Raw genomic sequence first — 25,980 nt, 5'->3', positions numbered from 1 at the left:
TTCTAACTGTATTGAGGGGGCAACTCCTCAATATTAATACCAATTGGTTTATGCGTTATCTTTAGCGGTATTTACATTGGTATTAATCTCGCTTTCCGGGAGGCTCTGTGAATTTAAAAAATCATTTTTTAGTTGCTATGCCTAGTATGAAAGATCCGTTCTTTCAACGAAGCGTTATTTATATTTGTGAACATGATTCTGATGGAACCATGGGCTTACGCATCAATGAGCCTGTACAGATTTCATTAAAAGGAATGCTAGATCAAATAGAACTAGATAATCCATCACCTATCATTTTCCCTCAAACATTAAGCCAACCAGTATTAAATGGTGGGCCGGTGTCGGATGATCGTGGTTTTGTTCTTCATTCAAATAAAGATAACTATTTATCAAGCATTCAAGTGACTGATGAGTTATCAGTAACAACCTCAAAAGATATTCTTGCTACATTAGGTACAGAATACCAACCATATAAATATCTTGTTGCACTAGGATACTCTGGATGGGAAGGTGGACAGCTTGAAAAAGAATTATCAGAGAATACATGGCTGACTTTAGAAGCAGACCCAAGCGTTATTTTCGATACTCCTATTCCAGATCGTTGGCGTAAAGCATTACAACTACTGGGAATTAACCCTGCAAATTTATCAAGTGAGATTGGACACGCATGAGTTCACGCACCATTATGGCCTTTGATTTCGGAACCAAGAGTATTGGTTCTGCGATTGGACAAGAAATCACAGGAACAGCAAGTCCACTAAAAGCATTTAAAGCTCAAGATGGCACCCCTAATTGGGATGATATTGAAAAACAAATTAAAGAGTGGAACCCTGATTTAATCGTTGTTGGTTTGCCAACCGATCTTCACGGTAAAGAGCTCGACACTATTACGCCACGAGCAAAGAAATTTGCTAATCGCTTACATGGTCGTTTTGGCAAACAAGTTGAATTGCATGACGAACGCTTATCAACGGCTGAGGCTCGTGCTGATTTATTCGAGTTTGGTGGGTATAAAGCCCTGTCGAAAGGCAATATTGACTGTCAGTCTGCTGTGGTTATTTTAGAAAGTTGGTTTGAGAATCAGTGGGGCTAAGAACTAGAAACTAGGGACTAGGGACTAGGGACTAGAACGCTTCGCTCCTATAAGATCAAAAGCAGATATTAAGAGCAGTAATCATTTACGTATTACTGCTCTTATAGTTTCTAGAGCGTCGCGTTCTAGTTAGCAAAGCGTATCGCTTTTAGTCTAACGATATCGACACATTATCCAATGTAGATGAAGAGAACGCATCCCCTCTTTTTGTTTTCAACATCAGGCGTAAATCATTAGCCGAATCCGCACTGTGCAGCGCTTCCATTTCTGATATTTTCTTATCCATTACCAGTTCAAATAAGCTCTGATCAAACGTCTGCATACCCGACTCACGTGATTTTGCCATGGTCGATTTAAGTTCATGCAAATCACCACGACGGATCAAGTCTGCAACGCGTGGCGTGTTTAGTAATACTTCATAAACGCCATGACGACCATTACCATTCATATCCGGAACTAACTGCTGTGCAATGACCCCTTTTAAGTTCATGGATAAATCAAACAAAAACTGCTCTTTACTCTCTTTAGGAACAAGGTGCAAAATTCGCTCTAATGCTTGGTTAGCGTTATTTGCATGTAATGTTGCCATGCATAAATGCCCCGTTTCAGCAAAGCTCATGGCGTATTCCATTGTCTCTCGATTACGGATCTCACCAATTAAAATCATATCTGGCGCTTGGCGTAACGAGTTTTTTAATGCCACTTCATAACTTTCAGTATCAAGGCCAACTTCACGCTGAGTCACGATGCATTTATTATGAGGATGCACAAACTCAATTGGGTCTTCTACCGTTAAGATATGACCACTTCGGTTGTCATTTCGATAACCCGTCATCGCCGCCATTGACGTTGATTTACCTGAACCCGTAGCCCCCACCACTAATACTAATCCACGCTTAGTAACGGCTAATTCTTTCATTACTTCTGGAAGATTTAGTGACTCCATGGACGGAATTTTGGTTTCAATACGACGTATCACTGCACCAGGTTGCTCTCGCTGCCAAAAAGCACTCACACGAAAGCGACCAAATTCTTTCACAATGGCAAAGTTCGCTTCTAAGCTTTCATTAAACTCTTCTTGGCGATCTTCATCCATCATCTCAGCAAGCAAAGCAGTGACTGATTCAATACTCTGTTTGTGGCCTAAAGCTTGAAGTTCACCATTCACTCTCAGTAAACAAGGAGCATCAACCGTTAAGTAAATATCCGATGCTTTTAAAGCGATCATTTGTTTCAGTATTTGATCTAATGTCATGACTAAAACCCTATGCTGCTCATTTCAACTTTCTTAACGACTTCATCTGGATCAACCAAACCTTGAGCAATAATTTTCTTCGCATTCTGCTCCATAGTATTCATACCAAAAGAAGAACCCGTTTGAATGATTGAATACATTTGAGCGACTTTATCTTCACGGATTAAGTTACGAATAGCTGGTGTCGCTATCATAATTTCATGGCACGCAATACGACCACCACCAATACGTTTAAGTAAGGTTTGTGCTACTACCGCTCTTAATGATTCAGATAACATTGAGCGAACCATAGATTTATCACTGCCAGGGAAAACATCAATAATACGGTCAATGGTTTTTGCCGCTGAACTCGTGTGCAAAGTACCAAATACCAAGTGTCCAGTTTCTGCGGCAGTCAATGCAAGACTGATTGTCTCTTGATCACGTAATTCACCAACTAAAATAACATCAGGATCTTCACGCAAAGCTGAACGAAGTGCTGCTTTAAAACTATGTGTATCACGATTAACTTCACGTTGGTTAATCAAACACTTCTTATTCTTATGAACAAATTCAATCGGATCTTCAATCGTAAGTACGTGCTTGTTGTAGTTCTCGTTAATGTAATCAACCATAGCTGCTAAAGTTGTCGACTTACCAGAACCAGTAGGTCCTGTGATTAATACTAACCCTTTTTGATATTTTGCAATATCGGTGAACACTTGAGGTGCAGCTAATTGATCTAATGACGGAATATCAACGGGGATAGTTCGAAACACGGCTGCACAGCCACGAGATTGGTTAAATGCATTCACACGAAAGCGACCAATATTAGGTAACTCAAATGAAAAATCGACTTCTAATTTATCTTCAAATTCACTACGCTGAGCATCATTCATAATGTCAGTCACTAAACGATGAACATCGGCATGTGTAAAATCAGGTAATGTCAGTTTACGCACTTCACCATCCACACGTACCATAGGAGGAACTCCTGCAGATAGGTGTAGATCTGATGCGTTTTGTTTTACACTAAAGTCCAGTAGTTCTGTGATGTCCATAATTTTCCTCGGTAATCGTTTCTATGACTAGTATTAAGCAAAATATCAATCAAATCACTCATCAAATAGAGAATAGCATTCAAAAATGTGGTCGAAACCCCGATTCAGTGCAATTGCTGGCGGTAAGTAAAACAAAACCTATCGAGTTACTCGAACAAGCGATAGAAGCTGACCAACGTATTTTTGGTGAAAACTACGTTCAAGAAGGTATAGAGAAGGTTCAATACTTTCAAAAACAACACCCTACCACCTCTCTTGAGTGGCATTTCATTGGTCCAATTCAATCCAATAAAACACGCCCTATTGCAGAACATTTTGACTGGGTTCACTCAGTAGAACGCCTTAAAATCGCCCAACGTTTAAATGAACAACGTCCTTCCGAACTAGGCGAACTTAATGTACTTATTCAGGTCAATACTAGTTCTGAAGAGAGTAAATCAGGCACGACTGCTGAAGAAGTGATGGAGCTTGCCGCGGCCATTAATAAAATGCCAAATCTAACCTTGCGTGGATTAATGTCTATTCCTGCGAATGTTTCTAATTATGCAGAGCAATTGGCGGCATTTAAACAACTTACTTCCATTCAAAATCAATTACGAGCACAATACCCTCAAGTAGATACTCTATCGATGGGAATGAGTGGCGACATGGACGCTGCAATCGAAGCGGGTTCAACAATGGTACGTATTGGTACTGCCATTTTTGGTGCTAGAGATTATAAAAACAAAGAATAATATCTGCTATCAATTTCAAACAAACGAATTGATATCATATGCTCACAACAACTAAGGTCTATTGACCCTAAAAGGAATAGAAATGGAACATCGCAATATTGCTTTTATTGGTGCAGGTAACATGACTCGCTCAATTATTGCGGGTCTAATTAGCAGTGGTTATCCAAAAGATAAAATCACGGCTACTAACCCTAGTACTGAAAAACTAGACCATTTATCTCAATGTTACGGTATCCACACCAGCACAGATAACTTACAAGCTGCACAGCAAGCTGATGTGATTGTTCTGGCTGTAAAACCACAAATGATAGCAATGGCTGCCGAGCCTCTACAGCAAATTGATTTTTCAAATAAATTAGTGATTTCCATTGCTGCTGGTATTTCAGCAAAACGCCTCAATGAGATGTTTGCTAGTGAACTAAACTTAGTAAGGGTTATGCCAAATACCCCCGCTTTAGTGGGTAAAGGCATGAGTGGCTTATTTGCGGTCGAACACCTTACAGAGCAAGATAAGAACTTCGCAAGCGATTTACTATCTGCTGTTGGTGAAGTGTGTTGGGTTGAGCAAGAATCAGGAATAAACTCTGTAATTGCAGCAGCAGGAAGCGCTCCTGCGTATTTCTTTTTATTTATGGAAGCCATGCAAGCCGAGGCCATTAAGCAGGGCTTTGATGAAGCAACTGCTCGTCAACTTGTACAACAAGCGGCTCTTGGTGCTGCTGAAATGGTTGTCGCGAATCCAGAAACACAATTATCAACACTGCGTGAGCAAGTCACTTCAAAAGGCGGAACGACTGCTGAGGCACTGCGCACGTTTAATGAACATCAACTGCAAGAAATCGTAGCAAAAGCAATGCAAGCTGCCGTTTCTCGCGCAGAAGAAATGGAATCTTTATTTTAAGATCCTTAAAGCTAACTCAATTCTGATATTTCTAAGGTTAAACATACTATGAATGCAATGAGCTTTTTAATCTCAACCGTTTTTGATCTATACATCATGGTCGTGATTTTACGTATCTGGTTACAAATGGCGCGAGCAGATTTCTATAACCCATTCTCACAATTTATTGTTAAAGCAACTCAACCAGTAGTCTCTCCTCTACGTCGAGTGATCCCATCAATCGGTAGCTTAGACCTCGCAACGGTACTATTTGCTTATGTATTGTGCGTAGTTAAATTTGTCGCACTGCAACTTGTTGTTTCTGGTGGCGTCGCATTTGGCCCTGAGTTTCTATTTATCGGTTTAATCGCACTTGCTAAAGCGGCAGGTGGTTTGCTTTTCTGGATCTTATTAGTTCGTGCAATTTTAAGCTGGGTTAGCCAAGGCCGTAGCCCAATTGAATACGTAATGCACCAATTAACAGAACCTATGCTTGCTCCAATCCGTAAGATCTTGCCTCAAATGGGCGGACTGGATTTAAGTGTATTAGTGTTATTTATCGTTCTTCAATTTGCTAACTTCTTAATGGGCGATTTAATTGGCCCAATCTGGTACAGCTTGTAATCTCGCTATGCCAGTTAAATATGATAAAGACGATCTGATCTTACGACTGTATTTACAACCTAAAGCCAGTCGCGATCAGATAGTTGGAATACATGGTGAAGAGTTAAAAATTGCTATTACAGCTCCTCCTGTTGATGGAAAAGCGAATGCGCATTTAATTAAATACTTCTCCAAATTATTCAAAGTAGCCAAAGGAAAAATTACGGTAGAAAAAGGTGAGTTGAATCGACACAAACAAGTTCGAATTCACTCCCCTGAGATCATACCGAATGAAATCCAACAGCTGTTAGCATAAAAATAACGATTAATGCCGAGTTAACCCTCGGCTTTTTTATATGGAAGCCATTTTTATAAGGAAAGTAATATGAAAAAAACGCTATTACTGTTGTCACTGTTTATTTTTAGTTTACCCAGTTTTGCAGGACAATTTGTACAAATAAAAAATGTCGAAGTACACTACTCGGCATTCAATTCCACATTTTTAACACCAAAAGTAGCTCGAGCTTATCAACTAAAACGTTCTGGCTACAATGCGTTATTAAATATCAGCGTCTTAGATATATCTCAAGCAGGAAAACCGGCAATTTCAGCAACAATATCAGGTAGTGCAAAGAATCTATTAGGTCAAACTAAACAACTGACCTTTAGAGAAATCAAAGAACAAAATGCCATTTACTATATTGCTGAATTGCCCATTACCAATGAAGAAACCTTTCGCTTTGATATTGATGTCTCTGCTGGCACTAAAGGCGCAAGCAAGTTAAAGTTCAACCAAAAGTTTTACGTAGAAGAGTAAGAGAACCATTATGAGTAAAATCGTATTAGCAACGGGCAACCAAGGTAAAGTTCGTGAAATGGCCGACATCCTAGCGGATTTTGGTTTCGATGTCGTAGCGCAAAGCGAATACAACGTCTCTGATGTAGCTGAAACAGGCACAACATTCATTGAAAATGCCATCATCAAAGCGCGTCATGCAGCAAAAGAAACAGGCTTACCAGCCATTGCTGATGATTCAGGCTTAGAAGTTGATGCGCTAAATGGCGCACCGGGTGTTTACTCTGCTCGTTATTCTGGTGAAGGTGCTACCGATCAAAAGAACATTGATAAAATGCTAGCAGCGATGGAAGGCATTCCTGCTGAAAAACGTACAGCTCGCTTCCATTGTGTTTTAGTTTTGATGAAACATGAAAACGATCCAACACCATTGATTTGTCATGGAACATGGGAAGGTCATATCACGACAGAGCAAAAAGGTGAAAACGGCTTCGGTTATGATCCTATTTTCTGGGTAAGTGAAGATAACTGTTCATCTGCTGAACTTGAACCTGCACGTAAAAAACAACTATCTCACCGTGGCCAAGCTCTGAAAAAGCTCTTTGCAGCATTAAAAGAAGGTCAGTAAGTAATGCTTATTCCACCACCTCTAAGCCTATATATTCATATTCCTTGGTGCATTCAGAAATGTCCATATTGTGACTTTAACTCTCATGCTTTAAAAGCTGAGATCCCAGAAGCTCAATACATTTCAGCCTTGATTGATGATCTTGATACGGATCTTGCTCGTTATGATATGCAAAGTGAACCACGTAAACTGCATTCTATTTTTATTGGTGGTGGTACACCAAGCCTAATCACAGGTCCTGAGATAAAACGACTACTAAGTGAAGTTGAAAAGCGCCTTCCCTTTGCTGATGATATTGAGATCACAATGGAAGCCAATCCGGGAACTGTGGAAGCAGGTCGCTTTGTTGAATATCGACAAGCAGGCGTTAACCGTATTTCTATTGGTGTACAAAGCTTTCAGCAAGAAAAGTTAGAAAAGCTTGGTCGAATTCACGGTAAAGATGAAGCGATTCGAGCTGCACATCTTGCTCATGAAGCACAATTAAATAGCTTCAATCTCGATCTTATGCACGGTTTACCAAACCAAAGTATTGAGGATGCACTGTCTGATTTACAGCAAGCTATTGATCTTAATCCACCTCACTTATCTTGGTATCAATTAACCATTGAACCAAATACCGTGTTTTACTATAAGCCGCCAACACTTCCTGACGACGACGACCTATGGGATATTTTCGAACAAGGTCATCAGATGCTTGCCAAAGCAGGTTATGTTCAGTATGAAATATCTGGCTACAGTAAAGTAGGTTATCAGTGCCGCCATAACTTAAATTATTGGCGCTTTGGGGATTATCTTGGTATTGGTTGTGGTGCTCATGGTAAATTGAGTTTTGCTGATGGTCGTATTGTTAGAACCACGAAAATTAAGCACCCTCGTGGATTTTTAGACCTAACAAAACCTTACTTAATTGATGAGCAAGAGGTAATGGATCACGATAGACCTTTCGAATTCTTTATGAACCGTTTTCGTCTATTAGAAGCGTGTCCTAAGCAAGATTTCATTGATAAAACTGGATTAGGATTTGACACCATTCAAGAAACCATCGATTGGGCGAAAGAGAAAAAATACTTAGAAGAAACCGAGACGCATTGGCAGATCACAGAGCACGGGAAACTGTTTTTGAATGATATGTTGGAAGCGTTTATGGGGGATGAGGATTAAGAGCAGGATTCAGATCGCTTCGCTTAAAGGTTTCAGTAAGAGCAAAGAATCTTTTCCTGAAACCTTTAGGGAGCTTGCGACCGTCCTTAACCCGGCTCTTATCTTAAAATATCGAACGACCGATACGTTCTGAAAGCAACTCTAATGCTTTAGTACCTGCAAGCGAGTTACCTGATGGATCAAGCTCTGGTGACCATACTGCAATGGTCATTTCACCAGGAACGATAGCAATAATGCCGCCACCAACACCTGACTTTCCAGGCATACCAACACGATAAGCAAACTCACCTGCGCCATCATATAAACCACAAGTCGCCATTAATGCATTAATCTGCTTACATTGCATTGGGGTCACAATAGGCTCACTGATCCCGGGTTGAATGCCTTTATTGGCTAAATAACCAAAAGTACGCGCCAAATCTACGCAGTTCATACTCAATGCACATGCATGAAAATAGTTCTTTAAGACTGGCATAACTTCATTATCAAAATTACCAAACGATCGCATCAAATAAGCAATAGAAGCATTTCGATCACTATGATCCATTTCCGAATTAGCCACCACGCGATCATAAATAATATGCTCATTACCTGAAAGCTTACGAACAAACTCTAATAATCGGTGCTTTGGAGCAGAAAAGCGACTGTACAGCATATCTGAAATAACAATCGCCCCTGCATTTATGAAGGGGTTGCGAGGCACACCTTGTTCCATCTCAAGCTGAATAAGAGAATTAAATGCTTGTCCAGAAGGCTCTTTACCAACTCGTTGCCATAACTCTTCTGGTTGATACAGTTCCATCGCCAACGTCAAACTGAGCGCTTTTGAAATAGATTGAATAGAAAAACACTCTGTCGCATCACCTGCTGTGAGCATTTCACCATCATTGGTAAATACTGCAATACCCAACTTATCATTAGGAACGCAAGCAAGAGCAGGAATGTAATCAGCAACTTTACCTTGACCAATAAGAGGACGAACTTCATCCAAAATATCTTCGAGTATTTGTTTGGTTGGCTTCATTATTTCTACTTCCTTTTGACAGCAAGGACAAAAAAGCCAACACTCAGGTTGGCTTTAATTATGTTGTATTATAACAATACTAACTATGCGTTACGACGGAATTTAATATCCCAAACGCCATGGCCTAAACGGTGGCCACGAGCTTCAAACTTAGTTAATGGACGCTCATCTGGACGAGGAATGAAATCACCATCAATGGCAATGTTTTCATAACCCGGTGCAGCATTCATTACTTCAATCATATGCTCTGAGTAATTTTCCCAGTCAGTTGCCATGTGGAAGATACCACCTTGGATTAACTTAGGACGGATCATTTCAGCAAACTCAGCTTTAACGATACGGCGCTTATGGTGACGCGCTTTATGCCATGGGTCAGGGAAGAAAAGTTGTAGAGTATTTACAGATGAATCAGGGATCATTGATTCAAATACTTCAACTGCATCATGACACATAACACGTAGGTTAGTTACGCCCGCTTCTTTTGCTGCCGCAAGACATGCGCCAACACCTGGACGGTGAACTTCGATACCTAAGAAGTTTTTCTCTGGAGCGTTTTTAGCCATCTCAACAAGAGATGCGCCCATACCAAAACCGATTTCAAGAACAACTGGATTGTTGTTACCAAACACTTCATTCCAATCAAGCATTTGCTCTACAAAATCAATACCCATGCTAGGCCAACATTCTTGGATAGCACCTTCTTGGCCTTTAGTTAAACGCCCTTCACGGCGAACAAAGCTACGGATTTTACGAACAATTTTACCTTCTTCGGTAAAATCATTTTTAGTCACTTCAGTCATGATTGGATTGCCTGGTTATTCTCTGAACAAGGATTGTGGATCCGGCATTATCCAAAGTTTAGCCCAGTGTTCAAGTATTATCTTTCGTTTTCCCATTATAAATCGCTTTAGACTTAATTTATCTAACACACAATTACGATTGGTTTACCTTCAAAGCAAATATATATCCTTACTTTCTATCGGGTGTACAAACTCATCACAGTGTGGTGCAATCTCTAGAATTATAAAAATGAATGAGCATGTCATGACGTCTTTCTCTCAAGCTATTTTAGAATGGTACGATAATTACGGTCGAAAAACGCTGCCTTGGCAGTTAGAAAAAACGCCTTATAAAGTATGGTTATCGGAAATCATGCTACAACAAACCCAAGTCACTACCGTTATCCCTTACTTCGAACGCTTCATGGCACGTTTTCCAACAATCGTTGATTTAGCACATGCCGAGCAAGATGAAGTTCTTCACTTATGGACAGGGCTAGGCTATTACGCTCGTGCTCGTAATTTACATAAAACGGCACAAATCATTGCTGAACAATATAATGGTATTTTCCCTACAGATATTGATGATGTAATTGCACTGCCTGGTATTGGTCGCTCAACAGCCGGCGCTGTTTTATCGCTTTCTTTACAACAGCATCATCCAATTCTTGATGGTAACGTTAAAAGAACATTATCTCGCTGTTTCGCAATTGAAGGCTGGCCAGGAAAAAAAAGCGTTGAGAATGAAATGTGGGCAGTAGCTGAAACTCATACTCCAAAGCAAGGTGTTGAGCGCTATAACCAAGCAATGATGGATATGGGAGCAATGGTATGTACACGCTCCAAACCTAAATGTGAGTTGTGCCCAGTAAACGCTCTTTGCCAAGCAAAAGCCCAAGATAGACAATTAGACTTTCCGACCAAAAAGCCAAAGAAAGAGAAACCCGTTAAAGAAGCGTGGTTTGCTATTTACTATCATGATGGCGAAGTTTGGTTAGAGCAGAGACCACAAAGTGGCATTTGGGGAGGATTATTTTGTTTTCCCGAGCAACCAACAAATACACTTGATGAGTTATCAGAAGGCTATGGTTTTAAAATAGCATCAAAACAACAGTTAATCGCTTTTCGCCATACTTTTAGCCACTACCATCTTGATATTACCCCTGTACTTATCACTCTTGCGAAGAAACCGAACATGATAATGGAAGGAACGCGTGGAGTTTGGTATAACTTATATCAACCGATGACGGTAGGGTTAGCTGCACCAGTTCAAAAATTATTGGATGCCCTACCGTACGAAATTTCTAATGGAGAATAACCATGAGCCGCACAGTGTTTTGCGTTCGTTTAAATAAAGAAGCCGATGGCCTAGACTTTCAACTTTACCCTGGCGAACTAGGTAAGCGTATTTTTGACAACATCTCCAAAGAAGCTTGGGGACAATGGCAACACAAGCAAACCATGCTGATCAATGAAAAGAAATTGAACATGATGGATCCTGAGCACCGTAAACTTCTAGAAACAGAAATGGAAGGTTTCCTATTTGATGGCAAAGATGTTGTTATCGATGGTTACACTCCTCCAAGTGAATAATCACTTTTACATTAAAGCAGTCATTTGGCTGCTTTAATTTTATGCTATTAAGTCAAAGTTAAACCTGCCGTTAACCTTATTATCGAGTTCTCAATCTATATTGCCTTTATGAAAAAAATTATACTGATCGCCTCGACCTGTCTTCTTCTTACCAGTTGTAGTCGAGAATCAATAGAATCTACTTTTGGTGTAAATTACGATACAACCAACCGCTTTGCTAAAAATCTAGCTCCACTCCCTGGACAATTCACCAAAGATATTAAAGCATTAGATAGTTTAATAAGTAGTTTCAATGGCAATATCGAAAAACGTTGGGGTAAGAAAAACCTTGTTACGGCTGGTAAGCGCTCCTATGTAAAATACACTGATGGGTATTTAAGCCGCTCTCAAGTGGATTTCACTAATGGTCGAGTTACCGTCGAAACGGTTGCAGGTACTGACCCTAAAGCGCATTTACGTCAAGCCATCATTACCACCCTTTTGACACCGGAAGACCCTGCCAGTGTTGACCTTTATTCTGATGCTGATGTTACCTTAGGTGGCAAACCCTTCTTATATCAACAAGTCTTAGATCAAGATAAAAAACCAATTGAATGGTCATGGCGTGCCAGTCGTTACGCAGATTATTTAATTGCACATCATTTAAAACAAAAAAATGTCGATTATAAAAAAGCATACTACGTCGATATTCCAATGGTAAAAAACCATACTCAACTCCGAGAATACAAGTATGCTGATATCGTACGTAAAGCATCATTAAAATATGATATTCCTGAAGATCTCATTTATTCAATCATTCGAACTGAAAGTAGTTTTAACCCGTATGCGGTAAGTTGGGCTAATGCTTATGGTTTAATGCAGGTTGTACCAAAAACTGCTGGTCGTGATGTATTTAAGTTAGTTAAAAACAAATCAGGAGATCCAACTCCTGAGTATTTATTTAATCCTTACAATAATATTGATACGGGAACGGCTTACTTTCATATTTTAAAAACTCGTTATTTAAAAGACATTCGTCACCCAACATCAAAACAATACAGCATGATCTCCGCCTACAATGGTGGCGCTGGAGGCGTATTTAATACATTTAGTAGCAGCAGAAGTCGTGCAATCAATGACATAAACAGTCTACAACCCAACCAAGTGTACTGGGCATTAACCAAAAAGCACAAAAATGCAGAGGCCAGACGCTACTTAGAAAAAGTTACCGCCTTTAAAAAAGAGTTTAATTCGGGAAAGTTTTAGCCATAAAACAGGCCATTCGCTGAATATTCAATCAAACAATCAAAAAAACGGACTATTTTGAAAAAAAAAGTTGACGCTGAGGGTAAAAATCCGTTTAATAGCGCTCGTTGCCCGGATAGCTCAGTCGGTAGAGCAGAGGATTGAAAATCCTCGTGTCGGTGGTTCGATTCCGCCTCCGGGCACCATACAATAAGATTGTTGGTGTTGTTTTAAGTTTATAATTAAACTCTAAATCACGAATAGTCAAAAGAATTTAGTGTGCCGACTTAGCTCAGTAGGTAGAGCAACTGACTTGTAATCAGTAGGTCACCAGTTCGACTCCGGTAGTCGGCACCATTCTTTTGCCTCGATAGCTCAGTCGGTAGAGCAGAGGATTGAAAATCCTCGTGTCGGTGGTTCGATTCCGCCTCGAGGCACCATACAATTCCCTTTTAGTTCAGTCGGTAGAACGGCGGACTGTTAATCCGTATGTCGCTGGTTCAAGTCCAGCAAAGGGAGCCAAACAATTTAATCTTTCACCTAAAGATTAATAAAAAATACGTGCCGACTTAGCTCAGTAGGTAGAGCAACTGACTTGTAATCAGTAGGTCACCAGTTCGACTCCGGTAGTCGGCACCATTTCTTCCCTTAAAAGAAGAAAACAAAACCTGTTCCCTTTTAGTTCAGTCGGTAGAACGGCGGACTGTTAATCCGTATGTCGCTGGTTCAAGTCCAGCAAAGGGAGCCACATTTTAAAGCTTTGTTTATAACAAGGTTTTAGTTACTGAAGAAACATCAGTAACAGCATAAGAATATAGTGTGCCGACTTAGCTCAGTAGGTAGAGCAACTGACTTGTAATCAGTAGGTCACCAGTTCGACTCCGGTAGTCGGCACCATTCTTTTGCCTCGATAGCTCAGTCGGTAGAGCAGAGGATTGAAAATCCTCGTGTCGGTGGTTCGATTCCGCCTCGAGGCACCATACAATTCCCTTTTAGTTCAGTCGGTAGAACGGCGGACTGTTAATCCGTATGTCGCTGGTTCAAGTCCAGCAAAGGGAGCCATATTAAAAAGCCTCATCATCTGATGAGGCTTTTTTTATGCTTGTCATTTCTTAATCTCAGCACTACCATACCCCACTCCTTTGTATTATGTATATCGTTAAGGCTACATCATGACAGACGTACCATCAGGTAAACCAGGGAACACTGGGATCAAACGCATTATTAAAGCTACTGGATTCTCAATCCAAGGATTAAAAGCCGCATTCAAACATGAAGCAGCCGTTCGCCAAGAATTTGCTATGTTAGTGATTGCAACGCCTATCGCTTTACTGCTGGATGTCACTGTCGTTGAAAAAATCTTATTAGTTGGTGTGTTTGTTCTTATCTTTATGATTGAGCTTTTAAACTCAGCTATTGAAGCGGTAGTTGACCGTATAGGGCCAGAACACCACGAATTAAGTGGAAGAGCTAAAGATATTGGTTCTGCGGCTGTATTCGTCGCTCTGTGCTTTGCAGGCTTTACTTGGTTAATGATTTTAGGAAGTCATTATCTTTAATACCAATTCCAATAATTATTAAGGCATATTTAAATGAATCCAATTATTCAAACACTAAAAGAACATAATGTAAGCGATGAACAAATCGCAGAAGTGTTCCAAACACTAACACAGAACCCATTCGCAGCAATGGCAACCATTCAATCTCTTGGTATTCCACAAGAGAAATTACAGCCATTGATGATGTTAGTAATGAGTAATCCAGCTTTAATTAAAGAAGCCGTTGAAGAACTTGGTTTGGATTTTTCTAAAGTTGAAGAAGCAAAAGCAAAGCTTGATGAAAATCAGTAACGCTTTTGACTAGTGATACTAGAGCCCTGACTTCGGTTGGGGCTTTTTATTATGAATAGGATAATTAAATTTCTATTCTCCAGATACAACAAAGCCCCGATTTTCATCGAGGCTTTATCGTTTAAATATGGTACCGGTAGGCGGACTTGAACCGCCACGCCCGAAGGCAACGGATTTTGAATCCGTCGTGTATACCAATTTCACCATACCGGCTTTATCAGCATTGCTGCTTGATGTGATTGATTATACTCAGAGATGATCTTGGCGCAAGCTCTTTATTACTCTTAGTTTTTTGTTTGCTGAAATAAGCAGCACTTATTTACAATCTGATTTTCATTTTTTCCCTCACAGTCGTTATACTGCTGTCAGTTTTTTAATTTATGGAAGAAAAAATGAACACTCAAAAACAAGCTGGCTTTATGCGCCGTATGGGAGCATGGTTTTACGATACCTTAATCATTAGTGCTGTGATGATGCTAACTGGTGGCGCTATTGTGGCAACGCTTGAAATGCTTTATGGCGCAGGCATTATTAGTTACGGTGAATTTCCAGATGTGAGTTCTTATCTCAATCACGACCCACTATGGCGTAACCTTTACCCTGTTACTCTTGTTTCTGTTTTCGTTGGCTTCTTTGCTTACTTTTGGTGTAAAGGCCAAACTCTTGGAATGCGAGCATGGAAACTACAAGTACAACAACTTGATGGATCCCCTATCACACTAACCCAAGCTATTATCCGTATGTCCACATCGGCATTTGGTTTAGGCAACTTATTAGTATTTATCTCTCACGATAACTCAGCCTTCCAAGATACATGGGCAAAAACGCGCGTTGTTGTTTTAGATAAAGCGATTTAGTACTAAGCACAAAAAATTAAATACAAAAAAAGGAGATACATTTTTAATGCATCTCCTTTTTATTTAAGTAAATATTATAATTTTCTATTTAACAAACCGACAGTCACGGCTAAAAAGACCAAACTTGGCCCTAGTGCACCGAATATGGGGTGTATGTTATACACCAGGGTCATTGGTCCAAATACTTCATTAGAAATATAAAACGTAAAGCCTGCAATCACACCAGATAAAATACGAGCACCCATGGTCACACTTCGTAATGGACCAAATACGAATGACAGAGCAAGTAGCATCATTACCGCTACCGAAATTGGCTGCAGTGCTTTACGCCAGAAAGCCAATTCATAACGTGACGCATCCAACTCTGAATCTTTTAAGTAATTCACGTAATCATAAAGTCCAGTTAATGACTGCTCTTCTGGTTTCACGGTTACGACTGCTAATTTGTCTGGCGTTAAGGTTGTTGACCAATCTAAAGAATCGACTTTCTTTTCACTGATCACTGCCTTATCTTTCATTTGAGTAATCGATACATCATTCATTTTCCAGTCATCTTGAGCAGCCTGATACGTTGCTGTGCGTGCAAAAATAACGTTATTTAGCTCTTGATTATCATTAAATTGCCAAACCGTTACGCCATACAGCTTTTCTTTATTTTCTACTCGAGCTAAATAAATGAAATCATCAGCATCTTTTGCCCACACGCCAGCTCTGACTGCTGCGATATTACCGCCTGAAACTTCAAAAGTACGTAAATCACGAGCCATTTTCTGTGCTTGAGGTGCGCCCCATTGTCCTAATGCCATTACCATTAGCATTAATGGTATTGCAGTTTTTAACACTGAAACACCGATGCTTAACTTTGAATAACCCGCCGCTTGCATAACGACTAATTCAGAACTAGCCGCAAGCATACCCAAACCGATTAAAGCCCCAAGTAGTGCAGCCATTGGGAAAAACATCTCAATATCACGAGGCATACTTAAAATTACAAAATACAATGCATCAAGTAGATCGTAAGTTCCTCGCCCTACTTTTCGTAATTGTTCTACGTATTTAATGATCGAAGATAAACCAACTAGCGTCACCAAACATAGAGCTGAGGTGGCAATAATCGTACGGCCAATATACCAATCTAAAATCTTAAACATTCTTTGGTTTTCTCCGCATTTTATCTTTTATTTGTCTAACAAAAACACTGTCCATGGAGTTAAGAATAATACCAACTAACAACAATGTTGCATTAATTGCCCATAAACCAAGAGAAGGGGCAAGGCCACCATCTTCTATCGCTGATTTGCCCGCACTTAATGATAAGAAGTAAGCCAAGTAAAGCAAAACTGCTGGCCCAAGTTTAGCAAAACGTCCCTGACGAGGGTTTACGGCAGAGAGAGGCACAACCACCATTGTTAATAATGGAATACAAATAATTAGAGAGATACGCCATTGCAATTCTGCTTTCGCTTCTAATTCTGGACGCTTCATTAAATCAAGCGTTGGAATAGCGTCCCAATCACGACGTTTTTCTTTAACTTCTTTTTGTCCAATCAGAACTTCATAAGACTTAAAATTACTTTCTAAGTAATCTAGACGAGTTGGGATGCCCTCATAGCGAGTTCCATCCTGAAGCTCTAACACCTGACGGCCATCTTTAAGCTCTTTCACTACCCCTTTATCAGCAACCAATACACTTGGGCGTAAAGAGTCATGCGGAACGGGTTGTGCTAAAAATATGTGGCGCAGCTCTTTGCCATTTTTATTGCTAATATCATCAATAAATACGACAGCTTTTCCATCAGGAGATCGTTGAAACTGTCCTTTTTGCAACAAGTCTACACCAGCATCGGATTCGACAGTTTCCATTAACTGTGTGGTTTTTTCTTGGCTCCAAGGAGATAACCAAAGTGAGTTAAAAGTAGCAGCAGCGCCTGTAATTAACGCAAGGTATAATGCCGCTCGAATTAGAATGGAGTTTCCCATACCCGTTGCATTCATTACGGTGATTTCACTCTCCGCATAAAGGCGACCAAACGTCAGTAAGATACCGATAAATATACTAAGCGGCAGCATTAATAGTCCCATCGCAGGCATATTCAATCCCACAAGGGAAAGAATCAAACCACCAGGAATATCCCCATCCGATGCGTCAGCTAACACACTAATAAATTTTTGACTCATGAAGATCAAAAAAAGTACAAAAAAGATCGCAAATTGACTCTTTAATGTCTCCTTGATCAAATATCTAATAATAATCACGTCGAATCTACCTATAGAAAACTTGTATTTTTGCCAGAATCACTATAATTTCCGTGTTAACCATTTATTTTTTAATCTTTGGCTGAATGTTAGCCTGTGAAATTAGTATACGAATATTACAGTATCTTGCTAGATTTTACCCATTATCTAACATTTAGTTCTATTTGTCTTTAGGATGTAGGAGTACGCATGGAGTTCAGTGTAAAAAGTGGTAGTCCAGAGAAACAACGCAGCGCTTGTATCGTTGTTGGTGTCTTTGAACCACGTCGTTTATCTCCAATAGCTGAGCAGCTTGATAAAATCAGTGGCGGCTACATAAGTTCACTACTTCGTCGTGGTGATCTTGAAGGAAAGCCAGGCCAGATGTTGCTATTGCACCAAGTGCCAAACATTCTTTCGGAGCGTGTTTTATTAGTTGGTTGTGGTAAAGAACGTGAACTTGGTGAGCGTCAATATAAAGATATCATCAAAAAAACTATCAGCACACTAAATGAAACAGGCTCTATGGAAGCAGTATGTTTCCTTACAGAGCTTCACGTTAAAGGTCGCGATACGTACTGGAAAGTACGCCAAGCCGTTGAATCGACAAAAGACAGCTTATATACCTTTAATCAATTTAAGAGCAATAAGCCTGAGACTCGTCGCCCATTACGTAAGTTAGTCTTCAATGTTCCGACTCGCCGTGAACTTAACTTAGGTGAAAAAGCGATTGCTCATGGTTTATCTATTGCTTCTGGTGTTAAAGCATCGAAAGATTTAGGCAACATGCCACCAAACGTAGCAAACCCAGCTTATCTTGCTTCTCAAGCTCGTCGTCTTGCTGATGATTACGAAACCGTAACCACCAAGATCATTGGCGAAGAGGAAATGAAAAAGCTAGGCATGACCTCTTACTTAGCGGTTGGTCAGGGGTCTCACAACGAATCTATGATGTCTATCATGGAATACAAAGGCCACCCAGATCCAACAGCTAAACCAATCGTTCTAATTGGTAAAGGTTTAACGTTTGATTCAGGCGGTATTTCAATTAAGCCAAGCGAAGGCATGGATGAAATGAAATACGACATGTGTGGTGCAGCTTCCGTATTTGGCGCAATGAAAGCACTAGCTAAACTGAACTTACCACTAAACGTTGTTGGTGTACTTGCTGGCTGTGAAAACATGCCAAGCAGCAACTCATACCGTCCAGGTGATATTCTAACTACGATGTCAGGCCAAACGGTTGAAGTATTAAATACCGATGCTGAAGGTCGACTAGTGCTTTGTGATGCGCTGACTTATGTTGAACGTTATGAACCTGAATGTGTGGTTGATGTCGCAACATTAACTGGTGCATGTGTTGTTGCTCTTGGTCACCACATCAGCGGTTTGATTTCGAATCACAATCCACTTGCTCATGAGCTAATTAATGCGTCTGAACAATCGGGTGACCGTGCTTGGCGCCTACCAATGGCTGAAGAGTACAACGAGCAACTAAGCAGCCCATTTGCAGATATGGGTAATATCGGTGGCAAAGCTGCAGGTACTATTACTGCAGGCTGTTTCCTTTCTCGTTTTGCTAAGAAATACCACTGGGCTCATATTGACAGTGCAGGTACTGCTTGGGTCTCTGGTGCAAATAAAGGGTCAACAGGCCGACCAGTCTCATTGCTTGTCCAATTCTTACTGAATCGTTCAGGCCAAGAAAACGAAGAATAAACCAATTCGTTTTATGATATAAAGGGCCTATATTGAGGCCCTTTTTTAATACGTACTATTTATCCGCTTAAGAGAGTTTATGAGCCAAGCCCTGTTTTATGTTTTAGAACCCACATCTCCAGCTGCAACCACTGATGGTCAGCTAAAATTTGTGTGTCAGCTTGCTCACTATTATTACTCTCAAAATGCACGAGTGTATGTATTAGCCCAAGATAAAGAACAAGCCTTGCTGATTGATGAAGCACTTTGGCAATATGATGTATCAGAATTTACACCGCACAATTTAGTCGGAGAGGGACCAAAATCAGGCTCCCCTATCGAAATTGGTTGGGGAACATTACGCTCATCAGGACGCCGTCATGTGTTAATTAATTTAGCTCAAGAGGTCGCAAGTTTTGCTGTTTCCTTTGCTCAAGTGGTAGACTTCGTACCTTGCGAAGAAAAAAGCAAACAACAAGCTCGAGAAAGGTATAAAATATACCGAAATGCAGGCCGAGCCATGCAAACCGAGATACTGAAATGATGCCAATCATCATAGCTAAATGACTCATATATTTATTCTTTTTAATAATGAGCCATTAATTATGATATTTGGCATTCCACTTTTTAATAGAGATATTCGTGACGAACACTATGGAAAAGACATATAACCCGCAATCGATAGAACAAGCTCTGTACCAGACTTGGGAAGAAAAAGGCTATTTTAAGCCACACGGTGACACTTCAAAAGAAGCTTACAGCATCATGATCCCGCCACCGAACGTCACAGGTAGCTTACACATGGGTCACGCTTTCCAAGATACAATCATGGATACTCTAATCCGTGCTGAGCGTATGAAAGGTAAAAATACGCTTTGGCAGGTTGGTACAGACCACGCTGGTATCGCAACTCAAATGGTTGTTGAGCGTAAGATTGCTGCTGAAGAAGGCAAAACAAAACACGACTACGGCCGTGATGCTTTCATCGACAAAATCTGGGAATGGAAAAACGAATCTGGTGGCACAATCACTAAGCAGCTTCGTCGTCTAGGTGCATCTGTAGACTGGGACCGTGAGCGTTTCACTATGGATGATGGCCTATCTAACGCTGTTCAAGAAGTGTTTGTTCGTCTATACGAAGATGACCTAATCTACCGTGGTAAGCGTCTAGTAAACTGGGATCCAAAACTGCACACTGCAATTTCTGATCTTGAAGTTGAAAACAAAGACAAAAAAGGCCACATGTGGCACTTCCGCTATCCGCTAGCAAATGGCGTTAAGACAGCTGAAGGCAAAGACTACATCGTTGTTGCAACAACTCGTCCTGAAACCATGCTTGGTGATACAGGTGTTGCTGTAAACCCAGAAGATCCTCGTTACAAAGATCTTATCGGCAAAGAAATCCTACTTCCTATCGTTAACCGTCTGATCCCTATCGTAGGTGATGAGCACGCGGACATGGAAAAAGGCACAGGTTGTGTGAAGATCACTCCTGCGCACGATTTCAATGACTACGAAGTTGGTAAACGTAACCAACTGCCAATGATCAACATCCTAACCTTCAACGCTGATATCCGTGAATCTGCAGAAGTATTCACAACCAACGGTGAAGCAAGCGATGTTTACTCAACAGAAATTCCAGCTAAATACCAAGGTATGGAGCGTTTCGAAGCTCGTAAAGCTATCGTTGCTGAATTTGAAGAACTAGGCCTTCTTGAAGAAATCAAGGATCATGATCTAACCGTTCCTTACGGCGACCGTGGTGGTGTAGTTATCGAACCAATGCTAACTGACCAATGGTATGTACGTGCAGCACCTCTTGCTGAACCTGCAGTTAAAGCGGTTGAAGATGGTGAGATCCAGTTCGTTCCTAAGCAATACGAAAACATGTACTTCTCTTGGATGCGTGACATTCAAGACTGGTGTATCTCCCGTCAACTTTGGTGGGGCCACCGTATCCCAGCTTGGTACGATAACGACGGTAATGTATATGTTGGTCGTACTGAAGAAGAAGTACGTGCTAACAACAACCTTGCGCCTGTAATCGTTCTACGCCAAGACGACGATGTACTTGATACATGGTTCTCTTCTGCATTATGGACATTCGGTACTCAAGGCTGGCCTGAGCAAACTGAAGATCTGAAAACATTCCACCCTTCAGATGTTTTAGTAACTGGCTTCGACATCATCTTCTTCTGGGTTGCACGTATGATCATGATGACCATGCACTTCAACAAAGATGAAAATGGTAAAGCACAAGTACCATTCAAGACAGTTTACGTAACAGGCCTAATCCGTGATGAAAACGGCGACAAAATGTCGAAGTCTAAGGGTAACGTACTTGATCCTATCGATATGATCGATGGTATCGACCTTGAATCTCTAGTTGAAAAACGTTGTGGTAACATGATGCAGCCTCAACTAGCTAAGAAGATCGAAAAGAACACTCGTAAGACTTTTGAAAACGGTATCGAACCATACGGTACAGATGCACTACGTTTCACTCTTGCTGCTATGGCTTCAACTGGCCGTGACATCAACTGGGATATGAAACGTCTTGAAGGTTACCGTAACTTCTGTAACAAACTATGGAACGCAAGCCGTTACGTACTAATGAATACAGAAGAGCACGATTGTGGCATGTCACTGTCTGTTGAAGAACGTGCAAACATGGAATTCTCTCTAGCTGATAAGTGGATTGAATCTCAGTTTGAACTTGCAGCAAAAGAGTTTAATGCTCACCTAGACAACTACCGTCTAGATATGGCAGCAAACACGCTTTACGAATTCATCTGGAACCAATTCTGTGACTGGTACCTAGAGCTAACTAAACCAGTTCTATGGAAAGGAACAGAAGCTCAGCAGCAAGCAACTCGCTACATGCTGATCACAGTGCTAGAGAAGACTTTGCGTCTTGCTCACCCTGTTCTTCCTTACATCACAGAATCTATCTGGCAGAGCGTGAAACCGCTAGTAGATGGTGTTGAAGGCGACACAATCATGACTCAAGCACTTCCTCAGTTTAACGAAGAAAACTTCAATGCTGATGTGGTTGCTGATCTTGAGTGGGTTAAAGCGTTCATTACAAGCATTCGTAACTTACGTGCTGAATACGACATTGCACCAAGCAAAGGCTTAGAAGTAATGATTAAAGTAGCTGATGAGAAAGACGCTGCTCGTATTGAAGCAAACAAAGTTGTGCTTTCTTCTCTTGCTAAACTGGATGAAATCAAAGTACTTGCAAACGGTGAAGAAACACCTGCATGTGCAACTTCTCTTGTTGGTAAATCAGAGCTTATGATCCCAATGGCAGGTCTTATCGATAAAGATGCAGAACTTGCTCGTCTTGCTGGTGAAGTGAAGAAAACTCAAGGTGAAATCAAACGTATCGAAGGTAAACTAAGCAACGAAGGTTTTGTTGCAAAAGCACCTGAAGCAGTTATTGCTAAAGAACGTGAAAAACTGGAAGGTTACCAAGAGACTCTAGTAAAACTAGAAGCTCAACAAGAAACTATCGCTGCACTATAATGTAAAGCAAGCAAAATAAAAGGTCGATGCTAATGCATCGACCTTTTTTATTTATACCAATGTAACTAATTAGGTGATCTATTTATTACGCAGGAAAATCACTTAAGAGTAAGGCAAAAATTCTTATAAGTAGTTATTCTACAATAATAATTTTTAACGCAACTATTGAGTGATTTAACCAGTAATAATGAACAACTAATTAATGGAATTGGTATAATCATGTTCAGATAATTAATGGGATTAGTATTACTACAAGGGAAAATGAATCACGTTTTCCGTTTCACACAAACCAAACTCCAACTCGTGCAACTGCCCATCAAGAGTAATTTCTACACGATATAAATTGTCCGAATTGGGCTTCTCATCACTCCAATACTTGGGTGCTTCAACCTGAAAAAGAGCTGATACTTGATCACTACGAACATCAACAGGAATCGTCAAAGTCATACCATCAAACTTAATGCTTGCTGATATCAAATTGGCTTTATACGTTTGAAAAAACACATTCACTTTTAACTCACACCCATGGTGCCAAATTTGTTCAATAGTGATGTGATTTAAAGCGAGATGTGAAATAGGCTGAAGAAAACACACACCAAAGACACCAATATCTTCTTTAATATCGATATCCTGAACAGCACCAAATCGACGATGATAAGCCTGATTAATATTACAAAGCTTAGTCTCACTTTCATCGTCAATGAGCCAATCATCCTCGTCTTCTTGTAAAAACAACACTTCAAATCGGTTCCCACCCACTTGAAGATACTCTTTAATGTCTTTACGGTAGCGAGTCATTTTTTCCGTACAATCAAATACCGCAACACCATTGATACGCACTTCGGCATAACGAGACACCCCGCTCATAACAAGTTCGATTGCAGGATAATTCAATAGTGTTTCATCAACATCAAAATAACGCATTAAATGCCACTCTTGAGCTTCAACTTGTAGTAAAGAGAGCTCATCAAAAGCAGAACTTATCCCTTGCTGAATAGGAATATCTCTAATGGGTAATGATGTTTCTGTTAATGGCGACAACTGCCATAAGGCCTGCTCATTATTTAATATAATTCTTGAGTTTATCGTCATATTCATCCTTAAAAAAATGCCCCAGACATGATTCACATCTAGGGCATCTATGTTCTTTAGTGGTTATGAATTAATCTTCATCACCATCTTCAATCACATCGTACTCAGCATCTTCGCCTTCGTAGTAAGTACCCCAACCGTCATAAATGATGTCGTACTTTTCAGCAAGATTTACTAACTTTTCAACTTGAGCATCGATTACTTCTGCGTCTAATGCCGAATCCATCACGGCATCACAACATAAGATTTTAGCACCATCTTCATCTTCTAGCTCTTCAGCTTCTAATACTTCAAAGCCCATTTTAAATGCTTCAACAACTGCATTTTCAAGTGCTTTAAAATCTTCAGCCATTAAATGGTGCTCAATCGCATACAGTGCATCAGGCTCACTACCATCGGCTTTTAGCGACTCGATAATTTCACGAGTTTCTGCTTTTTGTAATTCAAGAAATTGTTCAACCGATAGATATTCATCTTCTTGAGACATAGTTAATGCTCCACACTGTATGTAATAAAAAAATAAGACTCAGTCATTATAGCCTGTACTAAGCAAATCCCCTAGCACTTCAATAAGTAAAGAAAAATTAACATCTATACGGTATGATAGCTGCGCAACAAGAATATTAAAGAAAGGAATCTTATGAATAAATTATTTGTTGGCTCTGAAATTGGTCAACTACGCCGTGTTATTCTTCATCGTCCTGAACGAGCACTCAGTCATTTAACTCCAACTAATTGTCACAACTTACTTTTTGATGATGTGCTATCAGTAGAAAAAGCCCTTTTAGAGCACGACCAATTTGTTAAAACCTTGAAAAACCAAGGCGTCGATGTACTCTTACTTCAGGATTTATTAGAACAAACATTAGAAAATCCAGAAGCAAAAGAGTGGCTTCTTAGACATCAAATTTCACACTATCGATTCGGTCCTACTTTCGCCAATCAAATCCGAGCTTTCTTACTTGAGCATAGCAATAAAGAGCTAGCTTCTATTTTATTGGGAGGTTTAGCTTTCATTGAACTTCCGTTTAAAGCACCTTCTATGCTTCAACAATTAAGTGATCCATTTGATTTTGTCATCGACCCATTACCAAATCATTTGTTTACTCGCGACACCTCATGTTGGATTTATGGTGGTGTATCAATTAACCCTATGGCGAAGGCTGCTCGTAAAAGAGAATCCAATCATTTAAGAGCCATCTATCGTTGGCATCCACTTTTTTCCAATCAAGATTTTGCACGTTATTTTGAAGATGAAAACCGCTATTACGATAATGCAACCATTGAAGGTGGGGATGTTTTGGTTATTGGTAAAGGGAATGTATTAGTCGGTATCTCTGAGCGCACAACTCCTCAAGGCATTGAAAACTTAGCCAAACAACTGTTTAGAACCCATCAAGCAAAACAAGTCATTGCCATTAAATTACCCGAAGACCGTTCATGCATGCATCTAGATACAGTAATGACGCATATGGATCACAACGTTTTTTCTGTTTACCCAAGAGTCATTGATAAAAATATGGGGTGCTGGTCAATCACCCCTTGTGGAGAGCAGCATTTAGATATTAAAGAAATGCCTAATTTCCAAAATGTATTAATGTCAGCATTAGAATTGGATAACTTAAATATTATTACAACGGGTGGGGATAGCTATGAAGCTGAGCGTGAACAATGGCACGATGCAAATAATGTTTTAACCATTAAACCCGGTGTTGTGGTTGCTTATGAACGAAACACCTACACCAATGAGAAATACGACAAAGCAGGTATTCATGTCCTTCCTATTACCGGTGATGAGTTAGGGCGAGGTCGTGGAGGCGCTAGGTGCATGAGTTGTCCAATAGAAAGAGACGGTATTTAACTCCCAACAAAAACATATACACATTAAATAAATTAAAATAAATATT

General features: G+C 40.2%; 27 protein-coding genes and 10 tRNA genes. 28 read left to right on the top strand and 9 right to left on the bottom strand.

What is annotated here, in order from left to right:
• Positions 1-107 precede the first annotated feature (107 nt).
• Together AVFI_RS02265 and ruvX are read left to right on the top strand one after the other, a co-directional pair.
• Entirely contained in the window at positions 108-671 is a 564-nt protein-coding gene (locus AVFI_RS02265) for a YqgE/AlgH family protein (protein WP_005417575.1), read from the top strand.
• The gene (gene ruvX / locus AVFI_RS02260) at positions 668-1,093 is read left to right on the top strand and encodes a Holliday junction resolvase RuvX (RefSeq protein WP_011261217.1); all 426 of its coding nucleotides are present in this window, start codon (positions 668-670) and stop codon (positions 1,091-1,093) included. Before AVFI_RS02265 ends, ruvX begins: the two co-directional genes overlap by 4 nt.
• A 148-nt stretch (positions 1,094-1,241) precedes the next feature.
• On the opposite strand, the gene AVFI_RS02255 is transcribed toward ruvX, so the two are convergent.
• Both AVFI_RS02255 and AVFI_RS02250 read right to left on the bottom strand, forming a co-directional pair.
• On the bottom strand, positions 1,242-2,348 hold the full coding sequence (locus AVFI_RS02255) for a PilT/PilU family type 4a pilus ATPase (protein ID WP_054775637.1): 1,107 nt from the start codon (positions 2,346-2,348) through the stop codon (positions 1,242-1,244).
• Positions 2,349-2,350: 2 nt separating this feature from the next.
• A complete protein-coding gene (locus tag AVFI_RS02250; RefSeq protein WP_054775636.1) occupies positions 2,351-3,388 on the bottom strand; it encodes a type IV pilus twitching motility protein PilT in 1,038 nt (345 codons plus the stop codon).
• A gap of 23 nt (positions 3,389-3,411) precedes the next feature.
• Between AVFI_RS02250 and AVFI_RS02245 the strand changes: the two genes are divergently transcribed.
• The 7 genes from AVFI_RS02245 to hemW all read left to right on the top strand — a co-directional run bounded on the left by AVFI_RS02245 (position 3,412) and on the right by hemW (position 8,193).
• Positions 3,412-4,122 (top strand): YggS family pyridoxal phosphate-dependent enzyme, encoded by a 711-nt coding sequence (locus AVFI_RS02245; RefSeq protein WP_054775635.1) that lies wholly within the window; start codon positions 3,412-3,414, stop codon positions 4,120-4,122.
• Positions 4,123-4,204: 82 nt separating this feature from the next.
• Positions 4,205-5,023, top strand: coding sequence for a pyrroline-5-carboxylate reductase (gene proC, locus AVFI_RS02240; RefSeq protein WP_054775634.1), 819 nt, complete (start codon positions 4,205-4,207; stop codon positions 5,021-5,023).
• A gap of 48 nt (positions 5,024-5,071) precedes the next feature.
• On the top strand, positions 5,072-5,626 hold the full coding sequence (locus AVFI_RS02235) for a YggT family protein (RefSeq protein ID WP_012533297.1): 555 nt from the start codon (positions 5,072-5,074) through the stop codon (positions 5,624-5,626).
• Between the two features lie 7 nt (positions 5,627-5,633).
• On the top strand, positions 5,634-5,921 hold the full coding sequence (yggU, locus tag AVFI_RS02230; RefSeq protein ID WP_012533617.1) for a DUF167 family protein YggU: 288 nt from the start codon (positions 5,634-5,636) through the stop codon (positions 5,919-5,921).
• A gap of 69 nt (positions 5,922-5,990) precedes the next feature.
• The gene (locus AVFI_RS02225; protein WP_054775633.1) at positions 5,991-6,422 is read left to right on the top strand and encodes a DUF4426 domain-containing protein; all 432 of its coding nucleotides are present in this window, start codon (positions 5,991-5,993) and stop codon (positions 6,420-6,422) included.
• 10 nt (positions 6,423-6,432) lie between these two features.
• A complete protein-coding gene (locus AVFI_RS02220; protein WP_011261211.1) occupies positions 6,433-7,029 on the top strand; it encodes an XTP/dITP diphosphatase in 597 nt (198 codons plus the stop codon).
• 3 nt (positions 7,030-7,032) lie between these two features.
• Entirely contained in the window at positions 7,033-8,193 is a 1,161-nt protein-coding gene (hemW, locus tag AVFI_RS02215) for a radical SAM family heme chaperone HemW (protein WP_012533273.1), read from the top strand.
• Between the two features lie 103 nt (positions 8,194-8,296).
• Here hemW and glsB read toward each other — a convergent pair whose 3' ends face one another.
• Entirely contained in the window at positions 8,297-9,217 is a 921-nt protein-coding gene (gene glsB, locus AVFI_RS02210; protein WP_012533640.1) for a glutaminase B, read from the bottom strand.
• 83 nt (positions 9,218-9,300) lie between these two features.
• Positions 9,301-10,017 carry a tRNA (guanosine(46)-N7)-methyltransferase TrmB gene (trmB, locus tag AVFI_RS02205; RefSeq protein WP_054775632.1) on the bottom strand — a complete coding sequence of 239 codons (717 nt, stop codon included), beginning with the start codon at positions 10,015-10,017 and terminating at the stop codon, positions 9,301-9,303.
• Positions 10,018-10,261: 244 nt separating this feature from the next.
• Between trmB and mutY the strand changes: the two genes are divergently transcribed.
• The 14 genes from mutY to AVFI_RS02135 all read left to right on the top strand — a co-directional run bounded on the left by mutY (position 10,262) and on the right by AVFI_RS02135 (position 14,663).
• On the top strand, positions 10,262-11,314 hold the full coding sequence (mutY, locus tag AVFI_RS02200; RefSeq protein ID WP_155662643.1) for an A/G-specific adenine glycosylase: 1,053 nt from the start codon (positions 10,262-10,264) through the stop codon (positions 11,312-11,314).
• A gap of 2 nt (positions 11,315-11,316) precedes the next feature.
• Complete coding sequence (locus AVFI_RS02195; RefSeq protein ID WP_005417551.1) at positions 11,317-11,589, top strand: oxidative damage protection protein; 273 nt, start codon at positions 11,317-11,319, stop codon at positions 11,587-11,589.
• Between the two features lie 108 nt (positions 11,590-11,697).
• Positions 11,698-12,834 carry a membrane-bound lytic murein transglycosylase MltC gene (gene mltC / locus AVFI_RS02190; RefSeq protein ID WP_005417550.1) on the top strand — a complete coding sequence of 379 codons (1,137 nt, stop codon included), beginning with the start codon at positions 11,698-11,700 and terminating at the stop codon, positions 12,832-12,834.
• A 109-nt stretch (positions 12,835-12,943) separates the two neighbouring features.
• Positions 12,944-13,019 (top strand) — tRNA-Phe (locus tag AVFI_RS02185).
• 75 nt (positions 13,020-13,094) lie between these two features.
• Positions 13,095-13,170, top strand: a tRNA-Thr gene (locus AVFI_RS02180).
• A 7-nt stretch (positions 13,171-13,177) separates the two neighbouring features.
• A tRNA-Phe gene (locus tag AVFI_RS02175) sits at positions 13,178-13,253 on the top strand.
• A gap of 6 nt (positions 13,254-13,259) precedes the next feature.
• A tRNA-Asn gene (locus AVFI_RS02170) sits at positions 13,260-13,335 on the top strand.
• Between the two features lie 41 nt (positions 13,336-13,376).
• A tRNA-Thr gene (locus AVFI_RS02165) sits at positions 13,377-13,452 on the top strand.
• A 33-nt stretch (positions 13,453-13,485) separates the two neighbouring features.
• A tRNA-Asn gene (locus tag AVFI_RS02160) sits at positions 13,486-13,561 on the top strand.
• 73 nt (positions 13,562-13,634) lie between these two features.
• Positions 13,635-13,710: transfer RNA gene (locus AVFI_RS02155), tRNA-Thr, on the top strand.
• A 7-nt stretch (positions 13,711-13,717) separates the two neighbouring features.
• Positions 13,718-13,793: transfer RNA gene (locus AVFI_RS02150), tRNA-Phe, on the top strand.
• Between the two features lie 6 nt (positions 13,794-13,799).
• A tRNA-Asn gene (locus AVFI_RS02145) sits at positions 13,800-13,875 on the top strand.
• A 110-nt stretch (positions 13,876-13,985) separates the two neighbouring features.
• The gene (locus AVFI_RS02140) at positions 13,986-14,372 is read left to right on the top strand and encodes a diacylglycerol kinase (RefSeq protein WP_011261207.1); all 387 of its coding nucleotides are present in this window, start codon (positions 13,986-13,988) and stop codon (positions 14,370-14,372) included.
• Between the two features lie 33 nt (positions 14,373-14,405).
• Entirely contained in the window at positions 14,406-14,663 is a 258-nt protein-coding gene (locus AVFI_RS02135; protein WP_005417548.1) for a DUF2999 domain-containing protein, read from the top strand.
• 128 nt (positions 14,664-14,791) lie between these two features.
• Here AVFI_RS02135 and AVFI_RS02130 read toward each other — a convergent pair.
• Positions 14,792-14,876, bottom strand: a tRNA-Leu gene (locus AVFI_RS02130).
• 179 nt (positions 14,877-15,055) lie between these two features.
• On the opposite strand from AVFI_RS02130, the gene AVFI_RS02125 reads away from it, so the two are divergent.
• Positions 15,056-15,520: an RDD family protein gene (locus AVFI_RS02125; protein ID WP_012533244.1), complete on the top strand. Its 465-nt coding sequence runs from the start codon at positions 15,056-15,058 to the stop codon at positions 15,518-15,520.
• 74 nt (positions 15,521-15,594) lie between these two features.
• Here the strand turns inward: AVFI_RS02125 and lptG are convergent, their stop codons facing one another.
• Both lptG and lptF read right to left on the bottom strand, forming a co-directional pair.
• Positions 15,595-16,671, bottom strand: coding sequence for an LPS export ABC transporter permease LptG (gene lptG / locus AVFI_RS02120; protein WP_017018421.1), 1,077 nt, complete (start codon positions 16,669-16,671; stop codon positions 15,595-15,597).
• Complete coding sequence (gene lptF, locus AVFI_RS02115) at positions 16,664-17,776, bottom strand: LPS export ABC transporter permease LptF (protein WP_188863902.1); 1,113 nt, start codon at positions 17,774-17,776, stop codon at positions 16,664-16,666. The genes lptG and lptF overlap by 8 nt, the downstream gene beginning before the upstream one ends.
• Positions 17,777-17,965: 189 nt before the next feature.
• Here lptF and pepA point away from each other — a divergent pair, with 189 nt between their 5' ends.
• The 3 genes from pepA to AVFI_RS02100 all read left to right on the top strand — a co-directional run bounded on the left by pepA (position 17,966) and on the right by AVFI_RS02100 (position 22,981).
• Positions 17,966-19,474 (top strand): leucyl aminopeptidase, encoded by a 1,509-nt coding sequence (gene pepA, locus AVFI_RS02110; RefSeq protein WP_005417534.1) that lies wholly within the window; start codon positions 17,966-17,968, stop codon positions 19,472-19,474.
• A gap of 79 nt (positions 19,475-19,553) precedes the next feature.
• Positions 19,554-19,997, top strand: a complete 444-nt coding sequence (locus AVFI_RS02105; RefSeq protein ID WP_005417533.1) for a DNA polymerase III subunit chi — start codon at positions 19,554-19,556, stop codon at positions 19,995-19,997.
• Between the two features lie 110 nt (positions 19,998-20,107).
• Positions 20,108-22,981 carry a valine--tRNA ligase gene (locus tag AVFI_RS02100; protein WP_017018422.1) on the top strand — a complete coding sequence of 958 codons (2,874 nt, stop codon included), beginning with the start codon at positions 20,108-20,110 and terminating at the stop codon, positions 22,979-22,981.
• Positions 22,982-23,230: 249 nt separating this feature from the next.
• On the opposite strand, the gene AVFI_RS02095 is transcribed toward AVFI_RS02100, so the two are convergent.
• Both AVFI_RS02095 and rraB read right to left on the bottom strand, forming a co-directional pair.
• Positions 23,231-24,073 carry a glycosyl hydrolase 2 galactose-binding domain-containing protein gene (locus AVFI_RS02095; protein ID WP_155662642.1) on the bottom strand — a complete coding sequence of 281 codons (843 nt, stop codon included), beginning with the start codon at positions 24,071-24,073 and terminating at the stop codon, positions 23,231-23,233.
• Between the two features lie 70 nt (positions 24,074-24,143).
• Complete coding sequence (gene rraB, locus AVFI_RS02090; protein WP_005417527.1) at positions 24,144-24,560, bottom strand: ribonuclease E inhibitor RraB; 417 nt, start codon at positions 24,558-24,560, stop codon at positions 24,144-24,146.
• 153 nt (positions 24,561-24,713) lie between these two features.
• On the opposite strand from rraB, the gene arcA reads away from it, so the two are divergent.
• Entirely contained in the window at positions 24,714-25,934 is a 1,221-nt protein-coding gene (gene arcA / locus AVFI_RS02085; RefSeq protein ID WP_188863903.1) for an arginine deiminase, read from the top strand.
• Positions 25,935-25,980: the final 46 nt, after the last annotated feature.

This window comes from Aliivibrio fischeri ATCC 7744 = JCM 18803 = DSM 507, assembly GCF_023983475.1.
Lineage (GTDB): Bacteria > Pseudomonadota > Gammaproteobacteria > Enterobacterales > Vibrionaceae > Aliivibrio > Aliivibrio fischeri.
Note: the sequence above shows the minus strand (reverse complement) of the source record. Positions and strands in the feature narration are given on the sequence as shown.